The organism is Agromyces mediolanus (assembly GCF_044917495.1).
GTDB classification, from domain to species: domain Bacteria; phylum Actinomycetota; class Actinomycetes; order Actinomycetales; family Microbacteriaceae; genus Agromyces; species Agromyces mediolanus_B.
In genome coordinates, this window is sequence record NZ_JAVSSI010000004.1 from 326,708 (window position 1) to 348,718 (window position 22,011).

Annotated in this window: 15 protein-coding genes; 8 read left to right on the forward strand and 7 right to left on the reverse strand. The window is 73.6% G+C overall.

Annotated features, from left to right (window positions below):
• Positions 1 to 14 precede the first annotated feature (14 nt).
• From ROT00_RS08700 to ROT00_RS08725, 6 genes are all read left to right on the forward strand, one after another.
• On the forward strand, positions 15 to 4,814 hold the full coding sequence (locus ROT00_RS08700) for a DUF7507 domain-containing protein (protein WP_404774018.1): 4,800 nt from the start codon (positions 15 to 17) through the stop codon (positions 4,812 to 4,814).
• Positions 4,815 to 4,908: 94 nt separating this feature from the next.
• Positions 4,909 to 7,953: a CshA/CshB family fibrillar adhesin-related protein gene (locus tag ROT00_RS08705; protein WP_404774020.1), complete on the forward strand. Its 3,045-nt coding sequence runs from the start codon at positions 4,909 to 4,911 to the stop codon at positions 7,951 to 7,953.
• A gap of 73 nt (positions 7,954 to 8,026) precedes the next feature.
• The gene (locus tag ROT00_RS08710) at positions 8,027 to 9,658 is read left to right on the forward strand and encodes a carboxylesterase/lipase family protein (RefSeq protein WP_404774022.1); all 1,632 of its coding nucleotides are present in this window, start codon (positions 8,027 to 8,029) and stop codon (positions 9,656 to 9,658) included.
• 128 nt (positions 9,659 to 9,786) lie between these two features.
• A complete protein-coding gene (locus ROT00_RS08715; protein WP_404774024.1) occupies positions 9,787 to 10,143 on the forward strand; it encodes a hypothetical protein in 357 nt (118 codons plus the stop codon).
• Entirely contained in the window at positions 10,143 to 10,631 is a 489-nt protein-coding gene (locus ROT00_RS08720; RefSeq protein WP_404774026.1) for a hypothetical protein, read from the forward strand. The genes ROT00_RS08715 and ROT00_RS08720 overlap by 1 nt, the downstream gene beginning before the upstream one ends.
• 163 nt (positions 10,632 to 10,794) lie before the next feature.
• Complete coding sequence (locus ROT00_RS08725; protein WP_404774028.1) at positions 10,795 to 11,472, forward strand: TMEM175 family protein; 678 nt, start codon at positions 10,795 to 10,797, stop codon at positions 11,470 to 11,472.
• Here the strand turns inward: ROT00_RS08725 and ROT00_RS08730 are convergent.
• From ROT00_RS08730 to ROT00_RS08750, 5 genes are read right to left on the reverse strand one after another with little or no spacing between them, the layout of a single operon-like run.
• Positions 11,379 to 12,020 carry a GNAT family N-acetyltransferase gene (locus ROT00_RS08730; RefSeq protein WP_404774030.1) on the reverse strand — a complete coding sequence of 214 codons (642 nt, stop codon included), beginning with the start codon at positions 12,018 to 12,020 and terminating at the stop codon, positions 11,379 to 11,381. The genes ROT00_RS08725 and ROT00_RS08730 overlap by 94 nt on opposite strands.
• A complete protein-coding gene (locus tag ROT00_RS08735; RefSeq protein WP_404774032.1) occupies positions 12,017 to 12,544 on the reverse strand; it encodes a phage tail protein in 528 nt (175 codons plus the stop codon). The genes ROT00_RS08730 and ROT00_RS08735 overlap by 4 nt, the downstream gene beginning before the upstream one ends.
• Positions 12,545 to 12,566: 22 nt before the next feature.
• Entirely contained in the window at positions 12,567 to 13,067 is a 501-nt protein-coding gene (locus tag ROT00_RS08740) for a phage tail protein (RefSeq protein ID WP_404774034.1), read from the reverse strand.
• 14 nt (positions 13,068 to 13,081) lie between these two features.
• A complete protein-coding gene (locus ROT00_RS08745) occupies positions 13,082 to 13,594 on the reverse strand; it encodes a phage tail protein (RefSeq protein WP_404774036.1) in 513 nt (170 codons plus the stop codon).
• Positions 13,594 to 14,037 (reverse strand): hypothetical protein, encoded by a 444-nt coding sequence (locus ROT00_RS08750; RefSeq protein ID WP_404774038.1) that lies wholly within the window; start codon positions 14,035 to 14,037, stop codon positions 13,594 to 13,596. Before ROT00_RS08750 ends, ROT00_RS08745 begins: the two co-directional genes overlap by 1 nt.
• Positions 14,038 to 14,181: 144 nt before the next feature.
• On the opposite strand from ROT00_RS08750, the gene ROT00_RS08755 reads away from it, so the two are divergent.
• The gene (locus tag ROT00_RS08755; protein WP_404774040.1) at positions 14,182 to 17,988 is read left to right on the forward strand and encodes a putative Ig domain-containing protein; all 3,807 of its coding nucleotides are present in this window, start codon (positions 14,182 to 14,184) and stop codon (positions 17,986 to 17,988) included.
• Positions 17,989 to 18,029: 41 nt separating this feature from the next.
• A complete protein-coding gene (locus tag ROT00_RS08760) occupies positions 18,030 to 19,079 on the forward strand; it encodes a zinc-dependent alcohol dehydrogenase family protein (protein WP_404774042.1) in 1,050 nt (349 codons plus the stop codon).
• Between the two features lie 33 nt (positions 19,080 to 19,112).
• Here the strand turns inward: ROT00_RS08760 and ROT00_RS08765 are convergent, their stop codons facing one another.
• Positions 19,113 to 21,011: a Helicase associated domain protein gene (locus ROT00_RS08765; protein ID WP_404774044.1), complete on the reverse strand. Its 1,899-nt coding sequence runs from the start codon at positions 21,009 to 21,011 to the stop codon at positions 19,113 to 19,115.
• A gap of 263 nt (positions 21,012 to 21,274) precedes the next feature.
• Positions 21,275 to 22,006 carry a hypothetical protein gene (locus tag ROT00_RS08770; RefSeq protein WP_404774046.1) on the reverse strand — a complete coding sequence of 244 codons (732 nt, stop codon included), beginning with the start codon at positions 22,004 to 22,006 and terminating at the stop codon, positions 21,275 to 21,277.
• Between the last annotated feature and the right edge of the window lie 5 nt (positions 22,007 to 22,011).

The window sequence follows — 22,011 nt, forward strand, 5'->3', positions numbered from 1 at the left end:
GAAAGGACACCGCGATGACGCACGCAGGCCGACGAGGCATCCGAGAGCGCGAGCGTGCATCGCGGGGGTCCTCCCGCGTGCGGCGGCGAGGCTGGCGGCACGCGGTCGCCGTCGTCCTCGTGTCCGTCATCGCGCTCGTCGGGGCCGGGCCCGTGCTCGCCATCCCGGCGCAGTTCAACCCGAGCACGGCGACCGGCCTGATCGGTGCGAACAAGGACGTCGGGGCGCTGCGCGAGTGCCCGACCGGCAAGGTCGTCGTCGGCGTGCGCGCGCAGGACCGGACGAACGCGGCGCCCTCCTCCGCCTACGGCATCCTGGTGCAGCTCGACCTGCTGTGCGGCACCATCGATGTGGATGCCTCGGGCGCCGTCGTCGTCACGCCGGACACGAGCTGGACGTCGTACAACCAGTACGACCAGGGCACTGGCGTCGTCACCCAGGCGCTCTGCCCGGCGGGCACGGTGGCGCACCGCATGGGCGGGAACGCCTTCTACGGCACGACGACGAACGGCGTCCGGCTGTACTGGGCGTCCACCATCAGCCTCGCCTGCCGTCCGCCCGTGCTCGACGCGAACGGCGCGCTCCGGATCAACCTGGCGGCGACCGCGGCGACCCCGATGGCCGGTCGCAACGAGAACACCAACGACGTGCGCTTCCACGGCTGGTTCTGCGGTACGAACGCGGATCAGATGATCGTGGGGTACCGCCCCCAGTACGGCGGCGAGGGGCTCGACGGGGTCACGCCCTCGTGCGCCACGGTGGGCCGGGACTTCGACGATGCGCCGAGCAGATACGGATCGGCGTCGCACGAGATGAACTCCGCCACCTACCTCGGCTCGACCATGACGGTCGAACGGGCGAGCAAGCCGAGCGAGAGCGCCACGCTCGATCAGGGCGACGACGGGGTGGATGGCTTCCCGCGACTCGGGCAGGGGCAGACCGACCGTTATGAGGTGGCCGTCACCGCGACCAATCACGCGACGCTGCCGGCCACGCTCTCCGCATGGATCGACTGGAACGGCGACGGCAGCTTCACCGCCGACGAGCTCGCCACCGCGGTGGTGCCCCCGGGGACGAGCGCCGAGCCGGTGGTGCTCAGCTGGACGGGCGTCGCCGACCGGACGACGGAGCTCGCCGACGGGGTGACGCGGCTCGGGTCCCGCTTCCGGATCGGGGTCGGCACGGTCGCCGGTCCGACGGGCGCCGGGACGCCGGGCGAGGTCGAGGACTACATGGTCACCCTCGAACCGATGCGACCGGCGCTGTGGGTCGTGAAGGACACCCCGAGCACCGGCGCGCTGCCCGCGGTCGGCGATCGGATCGACTACACCTTCACCGTCGGCAACAGCGGGAACGTGACGGTCACCGACCTCGTGCTCGAGGACCCGAACGCCGATCCCGGCAGCATCTCCTGCGAGGCGACGAGTCTCGAACCCGAAGCGCGGACGAGCTGCACCGCCTTCCACACGGTCACGCAGGCCGACGTCGATGCCGGCAACGTCCGGAACCAGGCGACCGTGCGGGGGACGGACCCCGGTGGCGACGACGTCAACGCGACCTCGAACGTCGTGCAGGTCCCGCCGGAAGCCATCGTCGATCTCCGCATCGAGAAGTCGACCGCGGTGACGGCCGTCCGTGCCGCCGGCGAGGTCATCACCTACGAATTCACCGTCTCGAACCGGGGGACGGTGACGATGCGCGACGTCCGCGTGACCGACCCGATGCTCGGCACGCTGAGCTGCACCTTCACGACCTTCGCGCCGGGCGACATCGAACGCTGCTCGGGCACGCACACGGTCACGCAGGCCGGGATCGACGCCGGTGGGACGATCGACAACGTCGCCACCGTGACCGGCACCCCGCCGGGGGCCGCCGAACCGGTCTCGACGGACTCCGGCCGGGTGCAGGTGCCCGTGGAGCAGTCCCCCTCGCTCAGCGTGATCAAGCGGACGAACACCGAGCGGGTCGACACGCCCGGACAGACGGTCGCCTACGGCATCGAGGTGCGCAACACCGGCAACGTGACCATCACGGACCTCGTCGTCCGCGACCCCGGCGCCGACTCCGTCACCTGCGAGGCGACCGTGCTCGCACCCGGCGATGCGATGCACTGCCTCGCCCAGCGCAAGGTCCACCGCGACGAGATCGACGCCGGCGGCCAGCTGCGCAACACCGCCGAGGCGAGCGGCAGTGCGCCCGGGGTCGGCACCATCGAGCAGCCCTCGAACGAGGTCGCCCTGCCGATCGTGCAGCGCCCCGGGATCGCCGTCGTGAAGTCCACGACGGCGGAGGCGCTCCCCCCGATCGGCGAGGAGATCAGCTACAGCTACGTCGTCGAGAACACCGGCAACGTGACCCTCGATCCCGTGACCGTCGACGACGACGTGCTGGGCGCGATCGACTGCGGCGCCGAGCCGCTGGCGGCCGGATCCACCCGGGTCTGCGACGCGGGCGTCCACGTGGTCACGCAGGCCGACGTCGACCGGGGCGGGGTGGTCAACACGGCGACCGCCGAGGGCACCCCGCCCGGTGGCGCCGACCCGGTGTCCGCGGACTCCGAAGAGGTCCGGGTGCCGGGGTCGATCGCACCCGGGCTCGAGATCGTGAAGCGCGCCGACAGCACGAGCATCCACACCGTCGGCCAGCGCGTGACGTACACGTTCACGGTGCGCAACAGCGGGAACGTCACCCTGTCGAACGTCACGGTCACCGACGAGACGTTGAACGGGGACCTCGACTGCCCGCCCGTGGAGCTCGCACCGGACGCGACGATGAGCTGCACGGCCGTGCACACGGTGACGCAGGCCGATCTCGACGGCGGCGTGCTGGAGAACACCGCCGACGTCGCGGGGTCGGCGCCCGGCGGCGCCCAGGTCTCCAGCGGCTCGAACCTCGTCGCGCTCGAGGTCGAGGAGCGCCCGGGGCTGCGCGTCCGGAAGTCGTCCACGGCGTCCGAGCTGCCGCCCGTCGGGGAGACGATCGAGTACCGCTACGTCGTCACGAACACGGGCAACGTCGCCGTGCGCGACCTGGAGCTGAGCGACGACCGCATCGAGGACGTCATCTGCCCGAGCTCGCGGCTCGCGGCCGGCGCATCCATGACCTGCCGCGGCACCTACCGGGTCACCCAGGCGGATGTCGACGCCGGGACGGTGCGGAACACCGTCTCCGCCACGGCGACGACGCCCGAGGGCGCGAGCGTGCCGCCGGCGGGCGATGCGCTGACGATCCCCGGCGACCAGGTCGCCGCGATCGACGTCGAGAAGACCTCCGATGTGATCTCGGTGCGCGCCGTCGGCGAGTCCATCGCGTACACCTTCACGGTGCGGAACATCGGCAATGTGACGCTCACCGCCCCCTCGGTGACCGACTCGCGCGTCCCCGCCGTGGAGTGCCCGGCCGGCGTCACCCTGGCCCCCGGGGACCGGACACAGTGCACCGGCAGCTACACGGTCACGCAGGCCGACCTCGACCGCGGGATCATCTCGAACATCGCCGCCGGCTCGGCGACCGAGCCGGGGGGAGCCGCCCTCGAGCCGGTGCCCTCCAACCAGCGCGACGTCGCCGTCGACGGGGAGCCCGCGATGGAGGTCGACAAGTCCGCGGCCGATCCCGTCGACGCGAACGGGTCGGGCGTGCTCGACGCGGGCGACACCGTGCACTACGACGTGACGATCCGGAACGTCGGCAACCTCACGCTGCTGGACGTCCGGGTGAACGACCCCAAGATCCCCGGCATGAGCTGCCCGCCGGGCGCGCTCGCGGTCGGCGACTCGACCACCTGCTCGGGCGACTACCGGCTCACCCAGGACGACGTGGACGCCGGCTCGGTCGTCAACCGCGCCGCCGGGACCGCGCGCACGCCGGACGGCTCGGCGGTGCCTCCCGTCTGGTCGCAGGAGCTGACGATCCCGCTGGCGGCCGCCCCCGCTCTCGAGCTCGTCAAGCGGGCCGAGACGAACGAGCTCGTCGCGGGCGAGGAGATCACCTACACGTTCACGGTCCGGAACACCGGGAACGTGACGCTGACCGGCATCGCGATCGACGAGACCGCCTTCAGCGGTTCAGGCGAGCTGGGGGCCGTCGACTGCCCCGCCGCCGCCGAGTCCCTCGCTCCCGGCGATGAGGTCCGCTGCACGGCGAGCTACGAGGTCTCCCAGGCCGACGTCGACCGGGGCTCGCTCGTGAACACGGCGACCGCCTCGGGCACGCCGCCGGTGGGCGACGCGGTCGCCTCCGAGCCCGCGACGGCCCGGGTGCCGCAGGAGCCGACGCCCGCGATCACGATGGCGAAGTCGGCGAGCCCGAGCACGGGCACCGCTGCCGGCGAGGAGATCACCTACACCTTCACGGTGCGGAACACCGGCAACGTCACCCTTCGGGACGTGACCGTCACGGAGGGGGAGTTCACCGGGACGGGCGAGCTCGGGCCGGTCATCTGCCCGGCCGCCGCGATGTCGCTGGAGCCCGACGCGGAGGTCGCCTGTCGCGCGAGCTACACGCTGACGCCGGCCGACGTCGAAGCGGGCGGGGTGACGAACTCCGCCACGGCGACCGGCACGCCGCCCGACGGCGCCGCCCCGCCGGTCTCCGCGCCGTCGGAGGTCGCGCTTCCGATCGATCCGACGACGCCACCGACGACGCCGCCGACGACCGCCCCGCCGACGAGCCCGCCGTCGTCGAGCCCGGCGCCCGGAGGGCTGTCCCGCACCGGCGTCGAGATCGGCGCGGGGATCGTGCTCCTCGTCGTCCTGCTCCTCAGCGTCGGCGGCGGCGCGATCGTCGTGGCTCGGCGCAAGCGGATCGACGGATGAACCCGACGGGCCGAACGAGGCGGAACCCGACGAACCCGACGAACCCGATGAACCCGATGAACCGATGAACTCGACGAGAGGAACGGCACCGAGCATGACGACCCGACGGAGCGCACGAGGCATCCGACCCCGGCACCGCCTCCTCGCCGCCCTCGCGGCGGTCGTCGTGCTCGCCGCGGGACTCGTCGGCGGAACCGCTCCGGCGCAGGCGGCGACCGAGACCGGCTGCTCGACCGCCGATCCGGGGTCCGGCCGCTTCGCGACGACGCTCTGCTGGTTCGACCTCAGCTCCTACGACTCCGCCCAGGCGCGGAGCGCCGCTGGCCAGGAGATGGTCGTGCGGCTGCCCGGCGGCTCGCGGATGTCGTTCACGCTGAAGACCTCCGGCGGGATGATCCAGACGGTGCCCTTCCCGACGTGGAGCGGCGCCTACCTCGGCAACCGCGAGTACACGGGGGTGAGCGGCCGGCCGGCGCTGTACCAGACGGGCCATCGCACGACGACCGACCTGACGCTGAGCGACATCCGCGTGGTGAACGCCGTCGGACAGGAGATGACCGCCTTCTCCCTCGTCGGGGCGGATGCCGAGAGCACCGACACGAACGAGTCCATCATCTGGCGGTCGAGCAACCCGATCACCTCGCTCACCGCGAACGGCTCGGACCCCGGCGTCGGCACCGCCTGCGACGGACGGCTCCCGGGTCTCGGCACGACGCAGGTGAGCTGCGCGGCCACGCGCACCGTCGGGAAGACGGGCAACGCGATCGTGGCGAGCGAGAACCCCGACTTCTGGTCGCAGCGCATGGTCGGCGGCGGGGTGCAGGCCGTCGCCTTCGGCGTGCTGCTCTCCCAGATCGAGCTGAACAAGGCGGTCGACTCGCGGTTCACGGGCGACGACTTCCGCATCTCGATCGGCGGGGAGGACGGCACCTGGGTGTTCGGCGCCAGCACCGGCCCCGACGGCACGAGCGCCACGACCGGGCGGCAGACCGTGATCGCGCGGGGCATGGAGACGAGGTTCACCTTCTCCGAGCGCGCGCTCGCGGGGAACCTGTCCAACTATCACGCCTCCTGGCGGTGCACGCGGAACGGAGCGGGCGACCCGACGCTGCCGACCGGCCGTTCACCGGGCTCGCGGGCAGACGTGCACGTCGGCATCGGCGATCTGGTCTCGTGCACCATCACGAACTCGAAGAAGGACACCGGCATCTCGCTCGTGAAGCGGGTCGCCGGCATCGAGGACGTGAACGGCAACGGCATCACGGATGCGGGCGACCGGATCCGCTACACCTTCCGGGTCACCAACACGGGCGAGCTGCCGCTCACCGACGTCCGCGTCGACGACCCCAAGCTCGGCGGCGTGAGCTGCCCGCCCGGCGAGCTCGCACCGGACGACTCGATGGACTGCACCGCCGACGCCCCGTATCTCGTCACCGCCGAGGACGAGCAGGCCGGCGTCGTCGAGAACCGGGCGACCGCGGCCGGCACGGTCAGCGGCACGAGCGACGACGTGAGCTCGCGGCCCGCGCGCACCCGCACGCCGGTCGAGGCCGCCGCACCTTCGCTGTCGATCACGAAGGCCGCGAGCCCCTCGGCGGCGGAGGACTTCGTCGTCGGGCAGGAGATCACCTACACCTTCGTGGTCACGAACACCGGCAACGTGCCGATCGACGACGTCACGATCAGCGAGGACGCGTTCTCGGGCAGCGGGGAGCTCTCCGAGATCCGGTGCCCGGCCGACCGCACGGTGCAGCCCGACGACACCATGACCTGCACGGCGAGCTACACGATCACCCAGGCCGACATCGACTCCGGCTCGCTCAGCAACACCGCGAGCGCGAGCGGGATGCCGGCCGGCGAGGACGAGCCCGTCGCCGCCGACCCGGTCGAGGAGGAGCTGCCGAGCGACCCGAGCCCCGAGATCGGGCTCGAGAAGCGCGCGAGCCCGCGCACGATCGCCCGCGCCGGCGAGATCGTGACGTACACGTTCCACGTGACGAACACGGGCAACGTCACGCTGAACGACGCCGAGATCACGGAGGTGTCGTTCTCCGGCACCGGCGGCCCGTTGGAGATCGCCTGCCCGTCCGGCCCGATCCTTCCGGGCGACTCCGTCGACTGCACCGCGAGCTACGAGGTGACGCAGGCCGACGTGGACGCCGGACGCATCGACAACACCGCGACGGCGGCCGCGACGCCCCCGCCCGGCCAGGCTCGCCCCGGATCGGGCGAGTCGAGCGCCGTCGTCGCGATCCCCGCGGAGACCGGCCTGGCGCTCGAGAAGTCCGCGGAACCCGCCGCCTTCGGCGAGGTCGGGCAGCTCGTCGAGTACCGCTTCGTCGTGACGAACACCGGGAACGTGACCGTGAGCGGCATCGCCGTGGACGAGCTCGACTTCAGCGGGAGCGGGGAGCTCTCCGCGATCGAGTGCCCCGCCACCGCGCTCGGCGGCGGCGAGTCGATGACGTGCACGGCGAGCTACGTCGTGACCCAGGCCGATCTCGACCGCGGGGAGCTCTCGAACGCCGCGAGCGCGAGCGGGACGGCGGTCGGCGACACCGAGCCGATCGAGACCCCGCGCAGCGACGCGGACATCGAGGCGGTGCAGGACCCGGCGCTCGCGCTCGTGAAGGCGGTCGAGCCGGTCGAGGCGCGCATCGGCGACACGGTGCTCTACCGCTTCACCGTCACGAACACGGGCAACGTCTCCGTCGTCGACCCGTGGATCGACGAGACGGGCTTCACCGGCACGGGCACGCTGAGCGACGTCTCCTGCCCGGAGATCGTGCTCGCGCCCGGGGAGTCAGCGACGTGCACGGCCAGCTACACGGTCGGGCCCGGCGACGGCGCGGCCGGGACGGTGCGCAACACCGCGGTCGCCTCCGCGTACCCGCCGACCGGGGCGACGACGCCGCGCTCGGCCGCGTCCGATGCGAGCCTGGTCGTGCACGCCCCGCCGGTCGTGCCGACGCCGAGCACTCCGGCCGTTCCCACCGCCCCGCCCGCGGGCAGCGGACCGGACGAGCTGTCGCGCACCGGGATCGAGCTCGGCTCGGGCGTCCTCCTCGTGGTGCTGCTGCTCATCGGCGTCGGGGCCGGCTCGATCCTCGTCGCGCGCCGTCGCCGGACGAGCGACTGAACGGCGCGGTCGCCGCTCGCGCGCGGTCGCGCGGACCACGGCTTCGTTCACGCGGGGCGGCTAGCATGCGCGCATGGCTGGGACCGCTGGGGGCGAAGGGCTGCTCGTCGAGACCGAGCTCGGCGCGGTGCACGGCGTCCGCCGCCGGGGCGTGCGCACCTGGCGAGGCATCCCCTTCGCTGCGTCGACCGCGGGGGCGGCGCGATTCCGGTCGCCGCGGCCCGCAGCCGGCTGGGACGGTGTGCGGCCTGCGCACGACTTCGGGCCCGTCGCGCCGCAGCTGCGCCGCGGCCAGTTCATCGGGGCGGCGCCCCATCTGCCGCGCAGCGAGGACTGCCTGAGCCTCAACGTGATCTCGCCCGAGGGTGCGGGTGCCGGGGCCGGGCTCCCCGTCATGGTGTTCCTGCACGGCGGGGCGTACAGCGTCGGCTCCTCCGGTGAGTACCCGCGGCAGGGTGAGCTCTTCGCCGCCCGCCACGGGGTGGTCTACGTCAGCTGCAACTACCGGCTCGGGGCGCTCGGCTGGCTCGACCTGCGCGCGTACTCGATGCCGGGGCATCCGATCGAGGCGAACCTGGGCCTGCGCGACCAGCTGGCCGCACTCGAGTGGGTGCAGCGCAACATCCGCGCGTTCGGCGGCGACCCGGCGCGGGTGACGCTGTTCGGGGAGTCGGCCGGCGGGAACTCGGTCACCACGCTGATGACCGTGCCCGCCGCCGAGGGGCTCTTCGCCGGGGCGATCGCCCAGTCCTCGCCCGCGAACGCGGTGTACCCGGCGGAGGTCGCCCAGCGCTGGGCCGGCGAGTACGTGCGGATCCTCAGCCGGCTCGTCGACGACGACGACCTCGAGAGCGAGGCGCCGGAGGATGCCGCGAGCATGCTGCGCGCGGCCGACCCCGCCGTGCTCGCGCGGGCCACGACCGAGCTCGCCATCCGGACGCCCGACGAGAACCCGGGCACGATCAGTCTCGCCCCGGTGATCGACGGGGACTTCCTGCCCTGGCGGCCGCTCGACGCGTTCAAGGAGGGACGCGCGCACCGGGTGCCGCTCGTGATCGGCACGAACGACCGCGAGGGCTCGCTCTTCGAGGGCCGCATCGACATCCTGCCGACGACGAAGCCGCGCATCAGGGCGATCTTCGCGAACACGAGGAAGAAGTCGCGCAAGCGCATCAAGCGGCAGTACCCCGGTCTGCCCGCGCGGCGGCCCGCGGCCGATTTCGCGGGCGACTTCACGTTCTGGTTCCCGAGCGTGAAACTCGCCGAACGGCACGCCCGCTTCGCCCCGACGTGGAGCTACCGCTTCGACGCCGCCCCGCGGATGGCGCGTCTGCTCGGGCTCGACGCCACGCACGGGCTGGAGCTGTTCGCCCTGTTCGAGAAGTTCGACACCCCGGTCGGCGCGGGGCTGACCGTGCTCGGCGGCCGCGGCATGTTCACCCGGGTCGGCCGGCGGATGCAGGCGAGATGGGCGGCGTTCGCCGCGACGGGCAGTCCGGAGCTCGTCCGCGCCCCCGTCGCCCGGGCGCCGCTCGGACGAGATGATGCCGCGGCGGTCGCGATGGAGCCGGATGGATGGCTCGACTGGCCGCGCTACGCGGAGCCGGAGCGGCTGACCCTGATCCTGGACCGGGACGATCGGGTCGAAGCCGATCCGCGCGGGGAGCGGCGGGTCGCCTGGCAGCGCTTCGTTCCGCACGTCTGACTCCGGAAGTGGCGCTATTGCGCCGGATGCCGGAATTCGGCGGCCAAGAGAGCGTATCTACCTTGAATGTTCACGCTGGAATCCCATACGCTTCAGGTGTCCGCACACACCGATGTATGGAGGATCGAGTGAAGAAACTGAAGGCATCCGTCTTGGCCACCGCCGCGGCGGCGACCATGCTCGGCACGCTGGCCGTCGCCGCACCGGCCGAGGCGGCAGGCATGCGAGCGGTCACCGGCCGCATCGCGTGCACGGCGTATCCCAACATCACCATCGGCACGTCCGCGGTGGCGAAGGGCACGGTGCAGTTCCAGCTCAACAACCCGCAGAACACTCGGAGCAACACCGTCAGCCTCGGGTACTCGGCCGCGTACACGAGCTGGGGGTGGAAGTTCTGGACCAACGAGGCGGGCAACTTCTACGCGTACGGTCTCGGCGCCAACGGCAACGTCACGTCCGCCAAACGGTACTGCCAAGCGATCTGATGGCTCGTCGCGGCCTCGTCCTCGTGCCCGCGGTGCTCATCCTCGCCGGGTGCGCACCGTCCGTCGACACCTCGGCGCCAACGGGTCGGGACTCGCTCTTCGCCGGCCCGGAGGTGGCGAGTGCTCGAGTCGAGTGTCTACTCGATCGCGGCTGGGACGTGAAGCTCGAGGGGACGGCCATCGTCGGGAGCATTCCGACCGAGCAGATGGCCGCGTATCAAGCCGACGACCTCGAGTGTCTGGAAGAGGCCGGGATCGACCCCGAAGCGCCGCTGACCGACGGCCAGTACGACGCGATCTACGACTGGTACATCGAGATCGAGGAATGCCTGGCCGACGCCGGCTTCCCCGTGCCCGAGCGTCCGTCGAGGGTCGCCTTCGAGGAGAGCTACGACGCGGACCCGTGGATCCCGTGGTCCGTCGTGCCCGAGCTCGACGCCCAGCGAGCCGAGGAGATCTGCCCGATCATGCTCGCTCCGACAAGCTGAGTCCGGTTCGACGCCGGACTCCCCATCGTGCGCGCGCGGCTGCCCTCCCCCGTGGTCGCGCGCGCACCCCTTCCGCTCGCACCCTTCCCGTCGGGGCATCCCGAATCGGCCCAGCAGGCCGCGGCATCCCGGCATCGTCCGACGCCGTCGCTACCCTGTCTGCATGACCTCGAGCGCGCCGGCCGTCGAGCCGGACCCCGACGACGGCACCGGGGCCGCCGTCACCTCGGCCGAACGGCTGAAGGCGTTCACCGACGCCGTCGTCGCGATCGCGATGACGTTGCTCATCCTGCCCCTCATGGAGAGCGTGACCGACGCGGGGGCGGAGGGCGGCGGCGTCGCCGCCTGGTTCGGCGAGCACGCCGAGCAGCTCATGAGCTTCGCGCTGAGCTTCGCGCTCATCGCCACCTTCTGGCTCGCCAACCACCGCATCTTCGCGAAGGTGGAACGCACGAGTCCGACGCTGCTGTGGCTCACCATCGGCTGGATGTTCACCATCGTCTGGCTGCCGGTGCCGACGGCGATGCTCGGTGCGATGGAGACCGACGACGCGCAGAAGCTCGTCTACATCGGCAGCCTCGCGCTCACGAGCGTCATGTCGCTCGCCATCCGCTCCTACCTGCTCCGGCACCCCGCGCTGCACGACATCGCCGCACCGCGCCTCCGCCGGGGCATCCTCGCCGACGCGATCACGACCGGGCTGTTCCTGATCGCGTTGCTGCTCTCGATCCTCGTGCCCGCGATCGGCTACTGGGCGCTGTTCCTGCTGCTGCTCGTGTCGCCGCTCCACACGCTGGCCTGGCGGGCCGTCGACCGCGGAGCTCGCCGAAGCTCGACGTAGCCGGTGGCCTCAGCGCGGGCATCCGCGTCGGTGCCGATGCGGTCGAGGCCGGCATGCTCGAAACCGGCACGCTCGAAGCCGTGCCGCAGGTACAGCCGCTCGGCGGCGTCACCCGCCCAGACGGAGAGCGTGATCGCGCGGCCCGAGGCATCCGCCTCAGCGCTCAGCGCGGCCAGGGCCGCGCCCGCGACGCCCCGCCCGCGGACGCTCGCGAGCACCGCGAGATCGGCGAGGCGGAGGTCCTCGCCGCTGCGGTCGACGACGAGATAGCCGACCGCGTCCGGCCCGAAGGCGTCCACGTGGAGCAGCACCGCCGTCGCAGCGGGCCGCTCGGCGCGCAGCGACGCGAACTTCGCCGCGACCTGCCCGGCGATGAGCGGCGCGGCGAGCTCCGGCGGGATGCCCGGCAGCCGCTCCCGGAGTACGGACGTGGCGATCGCGAGGATCGCCGGATCGTCCGGTGCCGCCGCGACCGCCACGACGGCCACCGGGGTCACGGCGCTGCGGAGCCCCGCGTCCGCTGCGGAGCGCGGGGCATCGGCGCTCACTGCCGCGGCGGGAAGATGCCGGTCAGGGCGATGACGAAGTACATGCCGAGCACCGGCGGCAGGTTGTTGTGCGGCTGGTTGCCGCCCGCGGTGTTCAGTGCGTCCGGTCGCATGTCGACGTTCTGGGTCGCGCCGAACGCGCGCCGCGCGACACGACCGTACTTCTGCTGAGCCCAGGCCCCGCCCCCGGCGGAGCCCGTCGTCGCGGCCGCGTCGATCGCCATGGCGGCGTGGATGTGCTGGGGCATCTCGCTCTGCAGCAGCGTGACGTTCGGGGAGCCCAACTGTTCCCCGACGATGCGGGGGGTCAGCCCCGGGCCCGAGCCCTGCCCGATCGCGACGGTGCCGTTCAGGTTCGGCAGGGCGAAGGTGGACTTGCCGTCGCCGCCGTACTGGGTGCCGAGCACCGAGAACAAGGGGGTGTTCTGCTGGATCGGGATGAGCTGCCCGTTGCACAGGGCCCAGCCGTAGGGCGCGTAGCCGAACGCGACGGTGCGGATCTCTCCGTAGTACTGATCGCTCATGTCTCTGCTCCGTTCGCCGCGGTCAGTTCCGCGGGGGGAAGATGCCGGACATCGCGATGATGAAGTTCACGACGGTGAACGGCGGGCGGTTCTCGTGCGGCACGGCCTGCCCCGTGCTGGAGATCGTGCTCGGCCGCAGCTGCGCCGCGGCGGCGCCCGTGCCGTACTCCGCCTGCTCGGTGGCCGCCCAGTAGGCGTTCGCCGGCGACGGCGTCGTGGCCGCCGTGTTCGACGCCCGGACCCGGTGGGTGTGCGTCGGCATCTCGTTCACCGTCAGCTGGTGGAACTCCTCGCCGAGCACGGCGCCCCAGCGGCTGTTGTCGACGGCGCCGAGGGGCGTGCGGCCCTGCAGGTTCGGGAGGGCGAAGGTCGTGACGCCGTTGCCGCCGTACGTCGTGCCGAGCAGGGAGAACAGCGCCTGGTTCTGCTGGACCGAGAGGATCTGCCCATTGCAGAGCGCCCACCCTCTCGGGGCGAAGGGGAAGGCGACGCGACGGATCTCGCCGAGGTACGGATCGCTCATGGGGTCCTCTCAGCTCAGCTCTGCGTCGGGAAGATGCCGTAGGTGGCGATGATGTAGGAGATCGTGAGGCTCGGCGGCATGTTGTCGTGCGGCAGCGAGCTGCCTGCGGGCTGGACCGCCTGCCCGCCCATCGGCGTCGACGCGTCGGCCGCCTGGTAGGCGGCGGACGTCTGCGTCGACCAGATCGCCCCGCTCGGGTCGGACGTGCCGGGGGAGGCGGCGGCGAGCGGGACGTGGGTGTGCGGGGGGAGCTGGTTCTGCGTCAGCGTCACCTGCTCGGTGCCGCCCCTCATGCCCATGAGGTAGGTGCCGCCGCCGGGGAAGGCGCCCTGGTGCACGGGGATGCGGCCCTGGAGGTCGGGGACGCCGAAGGTGGTGATCCCGTCGCCGCCGTAGCTCGTGCCGAGCAGCGCGTACAGCGCGTCGTTGTTCGCGATGGAGAGCAGCTGCCCGTTGCAGAGCTCCCAGCCGACCGGCGGGTAGTTGCCGGCGAAGATCCGGATCTCGCCGAGGAACGGCTCCGCCATCAGACGCTCCGCCGATCGACGATGCCCTCGAGCAGCGGATCGGCGCCGCCCGCGCGCACCAGATAGAGGAGCGCGTCCGGCTCGCCTGCGGCCGTCAGCCGGTACAGGCCGTCGCGGGCGGCCTCGTCGCTCGCGAAGCGCACGGCGAAACGGTGCTCGGGGTCGCCGCCCCCGGGCAGGTCGCCGAGGTGCGTGAGCACGAGGCGGTGGGCCGACCACTGCGAGGCGCCGTCGTAGACGACGCCCTCGCGCCCCAGGAACTGAGATCGGACGGGGATGGCGGGGTCGAACGCGCCGCCCCCGTCGCCCGCAGCGGATGCGGTCGCGGCCCGTCCGGGCCCCGTGGGCTGTGCCTGCGCGGGGCCCGCAGCGGCGACTGCAGCGGCGCCGAGCGCCACCGCTCCCGCGCCGAGCGCGCCACGGCGCGAGAGTGCTGTCGTCACGTCGCTCCTGAGGTCCCGATTGCTCGCCCCCCGAACTGGGCGGCGGGCCAACCCTATCTCTCCGATCGAATCAGCCGATAGCATTCCGGCGTACCCAGTTGGGGTGCATCGCGCCCGTGGGGGCGCATCGGGAAAGGGCTTCGATTGCCGGCTGGACACGTTCGGAGTGCCGCAGCGGCGCTCACCACTGCTGCGCTCCTCGCCGGTGGCCTGCTCTTCGCCCCGCCGGCCTACGCCGCGCCGGTGCTCGCGGTCACGAGCACCGCCGACGGCGATGCCAACGACGCGTGCACCGATGACAGCGTCACCTCGACCGCCTCCCCCGTGACGCTCCGCAACGCCTTCTGCGTCGCGAGCAACCTCGGTGGTGCCCAGCAGATCTCCGTTCCCGCCGGCACGTACACCCTCGGAGCCGACGGCGCACTGCGACTCGGCACCCAGCCGGGCGCCGACATCACCGTCACCGGCCCCGCCTCTGGCGAGGCCTCGATCGTCGGCAACGGCACGACCCAGCTGCTCAGCGTGGACCCGGAGATCACCGGCGGCGTCTCGGTGACGCTCGAGCGCCTCACCTTCACGGGCGGCCGCGACGCAGCCGACGGCGGCGGCGCGATCATCGCCGGCTCGGCCGAAGGGATCGACCGCGACGAGCTCGTCATCCGCGACACGGTCTTCCGCGACAACCGATCGACGGCGGGCTCCTTCGCCCCCGGTGGCGCCGTGCAGTTCATGGGCGGCACCCTCACCATCGAGAACTCCGTGTTCGACCGGAACACCGCGGGCCTCGCCGCGGGCGGCGCCGTCTACTACGAGTCGTTCGGCGACCCGGCCGATCAGGCGCTGAACATCACCGACAGCGTCTTCACGAGCAACACCGTGTCGGCCGCGGCCGGACTCGGCAACGGCGGCGGCGCGCTCGCCTTCGACGCGAAGGGCGCGGCCGTGTCGATCACCGGCAGCACCTTCCTCGAGAACCAGGCCACGACGAGCGACGGCAGCCCGGCGCTCGGCGGCGCGGTCCGCCAGCTCTCGGGACCCGCGACCATCACCGCGAGCACCTTTACGCGCAACGCCGCGCAGGGCGCCAACGCGGGCGCCGGCGCCGTCGAGGCCCGAACCGGTGCGCTCACCGCGCACTACAGCCGGTTCAGCGGCAATACCGGCGCCGCGGCGCTGCGTGCGGATGCCACGAGCGCGGTCGACGCCACCCGCAACTGGTGGAGCTGCACCGTCGCGCCGGTCTCCGCCCCGTGCGATCGGGCCCTCATCGCGAACGGCACCGCCGTTCCGTTCCTGACCCTGAACGTCACCGCCTCGCCGACGACCGTCGACTCCGGGGCGACCTCGCAGCTGACCGGCTCGCTCCTCGTCGACTCGGCCGGCGCCGCGGTGCCGGCGGCGAAGCTCACCGCCTTCGAGGGGCTCACCGCGACGTGGACTCCGGCGGGTCCGGCCGGCTCGACCGTGGCGTCCGCCTCGTCCGCGATCGCGGGCGGCATCGTCACCGGCACCTTCACGGCCGGCTCGACCGCCGGTGCGGGCGGCGCGGCGCTGGCGCTCGACGCGGCATCCGTCACGGCGCCGATCACGGTGCGCGCGGTCCCCGTGTTCACGAGCCCCGCCGCCCGGGATGCGATCGTCGGATTCCCGTTCTCGGCCACCGTCACCGCGACGGGCGACCCGACGCCGACGATCAGCCACCTCTCCGGGGACCTGCCGGACGGGCTGAGCTTCAGCGGCGGCGCGAACGGCACGGCGACCATCTCCGGGACCCCCACGCTCGCCTCGGCGGGGACGCACGCCGTCGTCCTGCGAGCCCAGAACGGCGCCACGAAGGACCAGACGTTCACGATCACCGTCGGCGAGGTGCCGAGCTTCAACGGTCCCGGGTCGTTCACGCTTCCTCGCGGCGAGGCGGCCGACGTCCAGATCGGCACGCAGGGCGGCGCGGACACCATCGCTCTGGCGACAGGATCGGCCGCGCCCGCGGGCCTGACCTTCGCCGACCTCGGCGGCGGTGCCGCGGAGTTCACCGGGACGCCGACGACTGCCGGCGTGCACACCCTGCACCTCGTCGCGACGAACCGCTTCGCCACGACGACCACGACGTTCACCTTCATCACGACCGCTCCGCCGGCGTTCACGAACGCCGACCAGGCGAGCTTCCTCGTCGGTGGCGGCGAGCAGAACTTCCTGCTCGCGATCGACGCCGGATACCCGGTGGCGACCGGCGAGCCGGTCCTGAGCGGGGCGCCCGCCTGGCTGAGCCTCGACACGAGCGGCGTGCCGCAGCTCGTCGGCACGCCCCCGGCGGGCTCCGGCGGCGAGTACGAGTTCACGCTGTCGCTCACGAACGCGACCGGGACGGGCACGCAGGACTTCACCCTCAGCGTGCGCGAGGCGCCCGCGCTGTCGGGGCCGTCGAGCTACTCGGTGGCCGCGGGCACCGCGATCGACGAGACGATCGTCTTCACCGGCACCCCGACCCCGACCGTCATCGCCATCGACGACACGGCGCTGCCGAACGGCATCACGGCGAGCGACCTCGGCGGCGGCAAGGTGCGGCTGAGCGGCACCGCGGCGGCGGCCGACGCCGGAGCGTACGTGCTCGGCATCGACGTGGAGAACGTCGCCGGCGTGACCCACCAGGACATCGGCCTCACCATCGGCGTCGCGCCGAGCATCACGAGCCCGGCCACCGCGACGTTCGAGGTCGGCACGGCGGGCGCCCTGCCGATCGTCGTCGCCCCCGGCTACCCGGTCGCCGGCGCCGTCACGATCGACGGCACCGTCCCCGCCTGGCTGAGCCTCAGCGGCGCGGCCGGCGCCCAGCAGCTCGTCGGCACCCCGCCGGCCGGCGCGGGCGGCACGATCGAGTTCGCGCTCGTCGTCCAGAACGCCTACGGCACCGACCGGCAGGAGTTCCGTCTCGTCGTGAACGAGGCCCCGGTCGTCACCCTCGACCCGGCCGACGCCTCGGTCGTCGCAGGGCACGAGGTCGAGTTCGAGGCCGGCGCCGACGGCTTCCCCGCGCCGAGCGTGCAGTGGGAGCGCTCCGGCGACGACGGCGCGAGCTGGCAGCCGGTCGCCGGCGGCACCTCGGCGACGCTGACGCTCACCCCGGGGCTCGCCGACGACGGGAGCCGCTACCGCGCCGTGTTCACGAACGCGGCGGGCACGGCGACCACGGCCGAGGCCCGGCTCGCGGTCGGCGAGGGTCCCGCGTTCGCCGAGCAGGGCGACGTCACCGTGCTGCCCGGCGCAGTCCGGACGATCGAGGTGACCGTGTCGGGTCATCCGTCCGCCGCGATCACGGCGAGCGGACTCCCCGCCTGGCTGGCCCTCGTCGACCACGGCGACGGCACGGCCACCCTGAGCGGCACCCCCGCCCTCGGCGACACCGGGAGCTCGACGATCGAGCTCACCGCGACGAACGCCTACGGTTCCGACCGGCTCGAGTTCGCGCTCACCGTGACCGACGAGGTCGCCCTGCCGTCGCAGCTGCCCGCCACGGTCGACGGAACGCTCGACGGCGTGCCCGCCGAGCTCCGTCGTGGCCAGACGCTGACGGTCTCCGGCGAGGGCTTCCTCCCCGGCGCGCGGATCGCGCTCGGCGTCTACTCGACCCTCACGCCGCTCGGCTCGGCCGTCGCCGACGCGTCGGGCGCCTTCTCCGCAGAGGTCACGATCCCCGCGACGCTGCCGGCCGGCGAGCACGCGCTCGCGGCGAGCGGCGTCGGCGCGGATGGCTCGGCCCGACTGCTCGCCGCCGAGACGACGCTCGTGGTGCCGGTCCCGGTGCCGGGCGACGGCGACGGCGGCTCGACGCCGGGCGGGCTCAGCCACACCGGCATCGACACGCTGCTGCCGATGCTGCTCGCGGCAGGAGGCATCCTCGCGGGCCTCGCGCTCCTGGTGCTCCTCGCGGTGCGCCGCCGGCGCGGTGCCTGAGCGGGCGGAGACGCGGAGCATGAGGGCGTAGGCTCGCCCTCATGCTCGCCACCCTCATCCACGCGCCCGGTGACATCCGCGTCGAGACCGTGCCCGATCCGGTGCTCTCCACCGGCCGCGACGCGATCGTCCGCGTCGTGGCGGCGTGCGTCTGCGGCTCCGACCTCTGGCCCTACCGGGGCGTCACGCCCACCCGCGAGCCCAGGCGCATCGGACACGAGTTCGTCGGGGTCGTCGAGGCCGTCGGCGACGAGGTGGAGCGGGTGCGGCCGGGCGACTTCGTGATCGCCCCCTTCTACGTCTGCGACGGCACCTGCGCCAACTGCCGCAACGGCGTCTCCACCTCCTGCCTGCACGGCGGCTGGTGGGGCTCCGAGGACCGCGACGGGGCCTTCGCCGACGGCGCGCAGGGCGAGCGCGTCCGCGTGCCGCTCGCCGACGGCACCCTCGCCGTCGTGCCCGGACCGGTTTCCGACGACGAGGTGCCCGGGCTCCTCACCCTCTCCGACGTCATGGGCACGGGGCACCACGCCGCGGTCTCGGCCGGCGTCGGCCGTGGCGACACGGTCGCCGTCGTCGGCGACGGCGCGGTGGGCCTCTGCGCCATCATCGCCGCGAAGCGGCTCGGCGCCACGACGATCATCGCGATGAGCCGTCACCCCGAGCGTCAGGCGCTCGCCCGCGAGTTCGGTGCGACCCACGTCGTTGCCGAGCGCGGCGAGGCGGGCGTCGAGGCCGTGCGCGCCCTCACCGGCGGCATCGGGGCCGACCGGGTGCTCGAGTGCGTGGGCACGAAGGAGTCGATGGACCAGGCGATCCGCTCCGCGCGCCCCGGCGGCATGGTGGGCTACGTCGGCGTGCCGAACGGCGGCCCGGAGCTGCCCGTGCGCCGCCTCTTCGAGACGAACGTCGGCGTGAACGGCGGCGTCGCGCCGGTGCGCGGCTACATCGAGGAGCTGCTGCCCGACGTGCGCTCGGGCGCCATCCGCCCGGGGCTCGTCTTCGATCTCGAGCTGCCCCTCGCGGAGGCCGCCGAGGCCTACGCGGCCATGGACGAGCGACGGGCCGTGAAGGTGCTGCTGCGGCCGTAGCCGGAATCGCGCCCGGCGAGCCCGGCCGTCCGGTCAGGCGATGCGGGGCAGCCCGTCGTCGCCCGCGAGCCCGGCGCTCGGCAGCCCCTGCGGCGTCGCCGGCTCGGTCGGAGGCAGCGGGCGGGGGCCGGTGCCCGCGCCGGCCCAGCCGGGGGTGTTCGCGTCGAGCCAGGCGATCCGCACGGCATCCAGCACGCCCTCACGGTGCGCTCGGCGCTGCGTCTGCAGCCAGGTGCCGAGTCGTCGCGAGCGCGCCGCCGTCGAGCGCTCGTAGGGGAGCCGTCCGCACTCGGCGAGGTACTCGGCGACCTCCTGCGCGCGGCGGAGCCAGCTCGCGAGCCGCGGGTCGCGCCAGCCCGCGAGGCGGCCGTCGAGCCACTGCGTCCGCTCGGCGGCCAGCGCCCCGCGCCGGTGCGCCGAGCGCTGGTTGTTCAGCCAGACGCCGAGCTCGAGCTCGAGCGCCGAGGCCTCGTCGCCGCGCGCGGGCAGTCGTCCGTGCTCGGAGCGGAAGGCGACGACGCGGGCGGCGGTGTGCTCCCAGGCGTTCAGCCGGTGGTCGCGCCACCCGGGGAGCTGCCGGTCGAGCCAGCGCTCCCGCGCCTCGTCGAGGGTGCCGGCGTCGGCGAGCCCGCGCTGACGCTGCAGCCATCGGGCGAGGGAGCGCTCCTCCGGGTCGTCGGCCCGGCTCGCCGGAGCACCTGCGCCGAGGGCGGTGCGGCGGGCGAGTCGGTCGGCCTGGGCGCGCCACTCGCGGTCGTCGTCGAACCAGCCGATCACCGCGCCGTCGAGGTGCGTCCGGCGGGCGGGGCTGAGCCTGCCCGCTCGTGCGGCCGTGCGCTGCTCGGCGAGCCAGGCCGCCGCGCGGCGCTCGGCGTCGGCGGCATCGCCGGTTCTGGCTGGGAGGCGGCCGGCCTGCGCGATGACGGCGACGAGTTCGTCGAGGCGGGCCAGCCAGGCGGCATCGGGACGGTCGCGCCAGTTCGGCACCGAGCGGTCGAGGCGCAGCGCACGGGACTCGTCGAGCGAGCCGGCGGCGGCGAGCCGGCGCTGCCCGGCGAGCCAGTCGCCGAGTCCCCGCTCGACCGGATCCGCGGCGTGCTTCGCGGGGAGCCGCCCGTTCGCGGCGGCCCACCCGGCGAGTCGCCGCGCGGTGCGGGTCCACCGCGCGGCGGCCGGGTCGAGCCAGCCGGGCACTGCGTCGTCCAGTGCCCGACGCCGCTCGTCGTCGAGTCGATCGTCGTGGGCGGCCTCGCGCTGCCGCCGGAGCCAGCCCGCGAGCCGGCGCTCGGCGGGGTCGTCGTGAGCGGTCTCCCGGGGGAATCGTCCGGTGTCCGCGATGAAGGACGAGACCGCGGCCGCGGTGTCGTCCCAGCTCTCGTCCGAGGGGCGCCGCCAGCTGGGCAGGTTGAGCTCGAGCCAGGCCAGGCGATCCGCGGCGAGCCGGCCGGATGCCTCGGCGCGCCGCTGCGTGCGGAGCCACGTCGCGAGCCGGCGCTCCTCGGCGTCGCGGGCCGCCGGCGCCGGGTAGCGTCCGGTCTCGGCGAGGTGCAGTCCGACGGCGACGGCGCGGCCGTGCCAGTCGGTGCCGCGCGGGTCGCGCCAGCCGGGTACGGTCTGGTCGAGGTGGCGCAGCCGGCGGTCGGCCAGCGCGCCGGCGCGGTCGAGTTCGCGTTGGCGCTTCAGCCAGCGGGCGGTCGCGCGCTCCGCGTCGGATGCCCCGGCGGCATCCCGCGGGGGTCGTCCGGTCGCGGCGAGGTGCTCCCGCAGGGCCGCGACCCGCGACTGCCAGTCGAGGTCGCCGTCGTGCAGGGCCGTGCCGTGCCGGAGCGAGCGGCGTGAGCGGACCGGGGGAGTGCGGTGGGCGTGCGGGCGCGCGAGGGCGACGCCTGGACCCGACGCGAACCGCGTCGGAGTCGAGCTGTCGTCGCTCATGCCTGCCCCGAATCCCGGCGTGCGCGGGCGCACGCCACGGCGACCGCCCCCGCGGTCGCCGAGGCGACCGGAGACGCCCGGAACCCGAATCCGAGCGCCGGTGAACCGGCCGCTGCGGCGATTCTCACAGCCGATGCACAGCCTGGGCAAGGACGCTGGAAAGGGTCCTGACGAAACCGCTTCGAGAGCGCGCTCTCACCCCCGCGGATTCCGCGCGATTCCGGGGTTCTCAAGGGGGTGCCGGCTCGCAGGAGCCGGCAGCTTCACCCCCGGACTGGGGGACGCTCGGCGAGTCCGGCGCGTCGCATCCCGGCGATCCACGGCGTGGGGAACGCGATCGACAGCTCCCAGGCGAGCTCGCAGTCGGGCTCGGCGGCGACGACGGCGGCGATGCGTTCGGCATCCGCCTCGGCGAGGACGTGCGCCGGCGAGTCGACGCCGCGGTTCCAGGCGGCCTGCGCGCGCCGCTTCGCCTCGTTCAGCAGCTCCTCCGGCGCAGCGACCGGGGCGCCGTGCTCCAGCCAGCGCGAGCGGCGGTCGCTCCCGGCGTCCTCCAGTGCCGGCCCGTCGAGCCGGTGCAGTCGCGGGCCGTCGGCCGTCTCCTCGTAGTAGCGGCGCTCGCCCGTGCGGAGCACGCGAACACGGTGGTAGCCGCCCGGGTGCGCCTCGGGGGCGCCGCGGCCGTCGAGGTAGCGGGTCTCCTCGACGCCGCCGGCCGTGGTCCACTGCACGACGCGGACGCGGCCGTCCTCGTCGAGCCACTCGAGCAGGCCGTCGGCGGCCTGGCCGCCGAAGTCGAGGCGCTCGGGGTGCGCGGGGGTCGGCAGGTGCCGGCCGAACAGCCAGGCCTCGCGGCCACCGGCGCGATCGACCGCCCAGCCGATGGTGCGGTGCCGCTCGCCGCGGCGCCAGTAGGAGACGCCGTCGTGGTGGTCTCGCCGTTCGGTCCACCCCTCCAGTGGGTGCGGGGCGGTCCTGGTCTGTTCTGCGGGCATCGTGC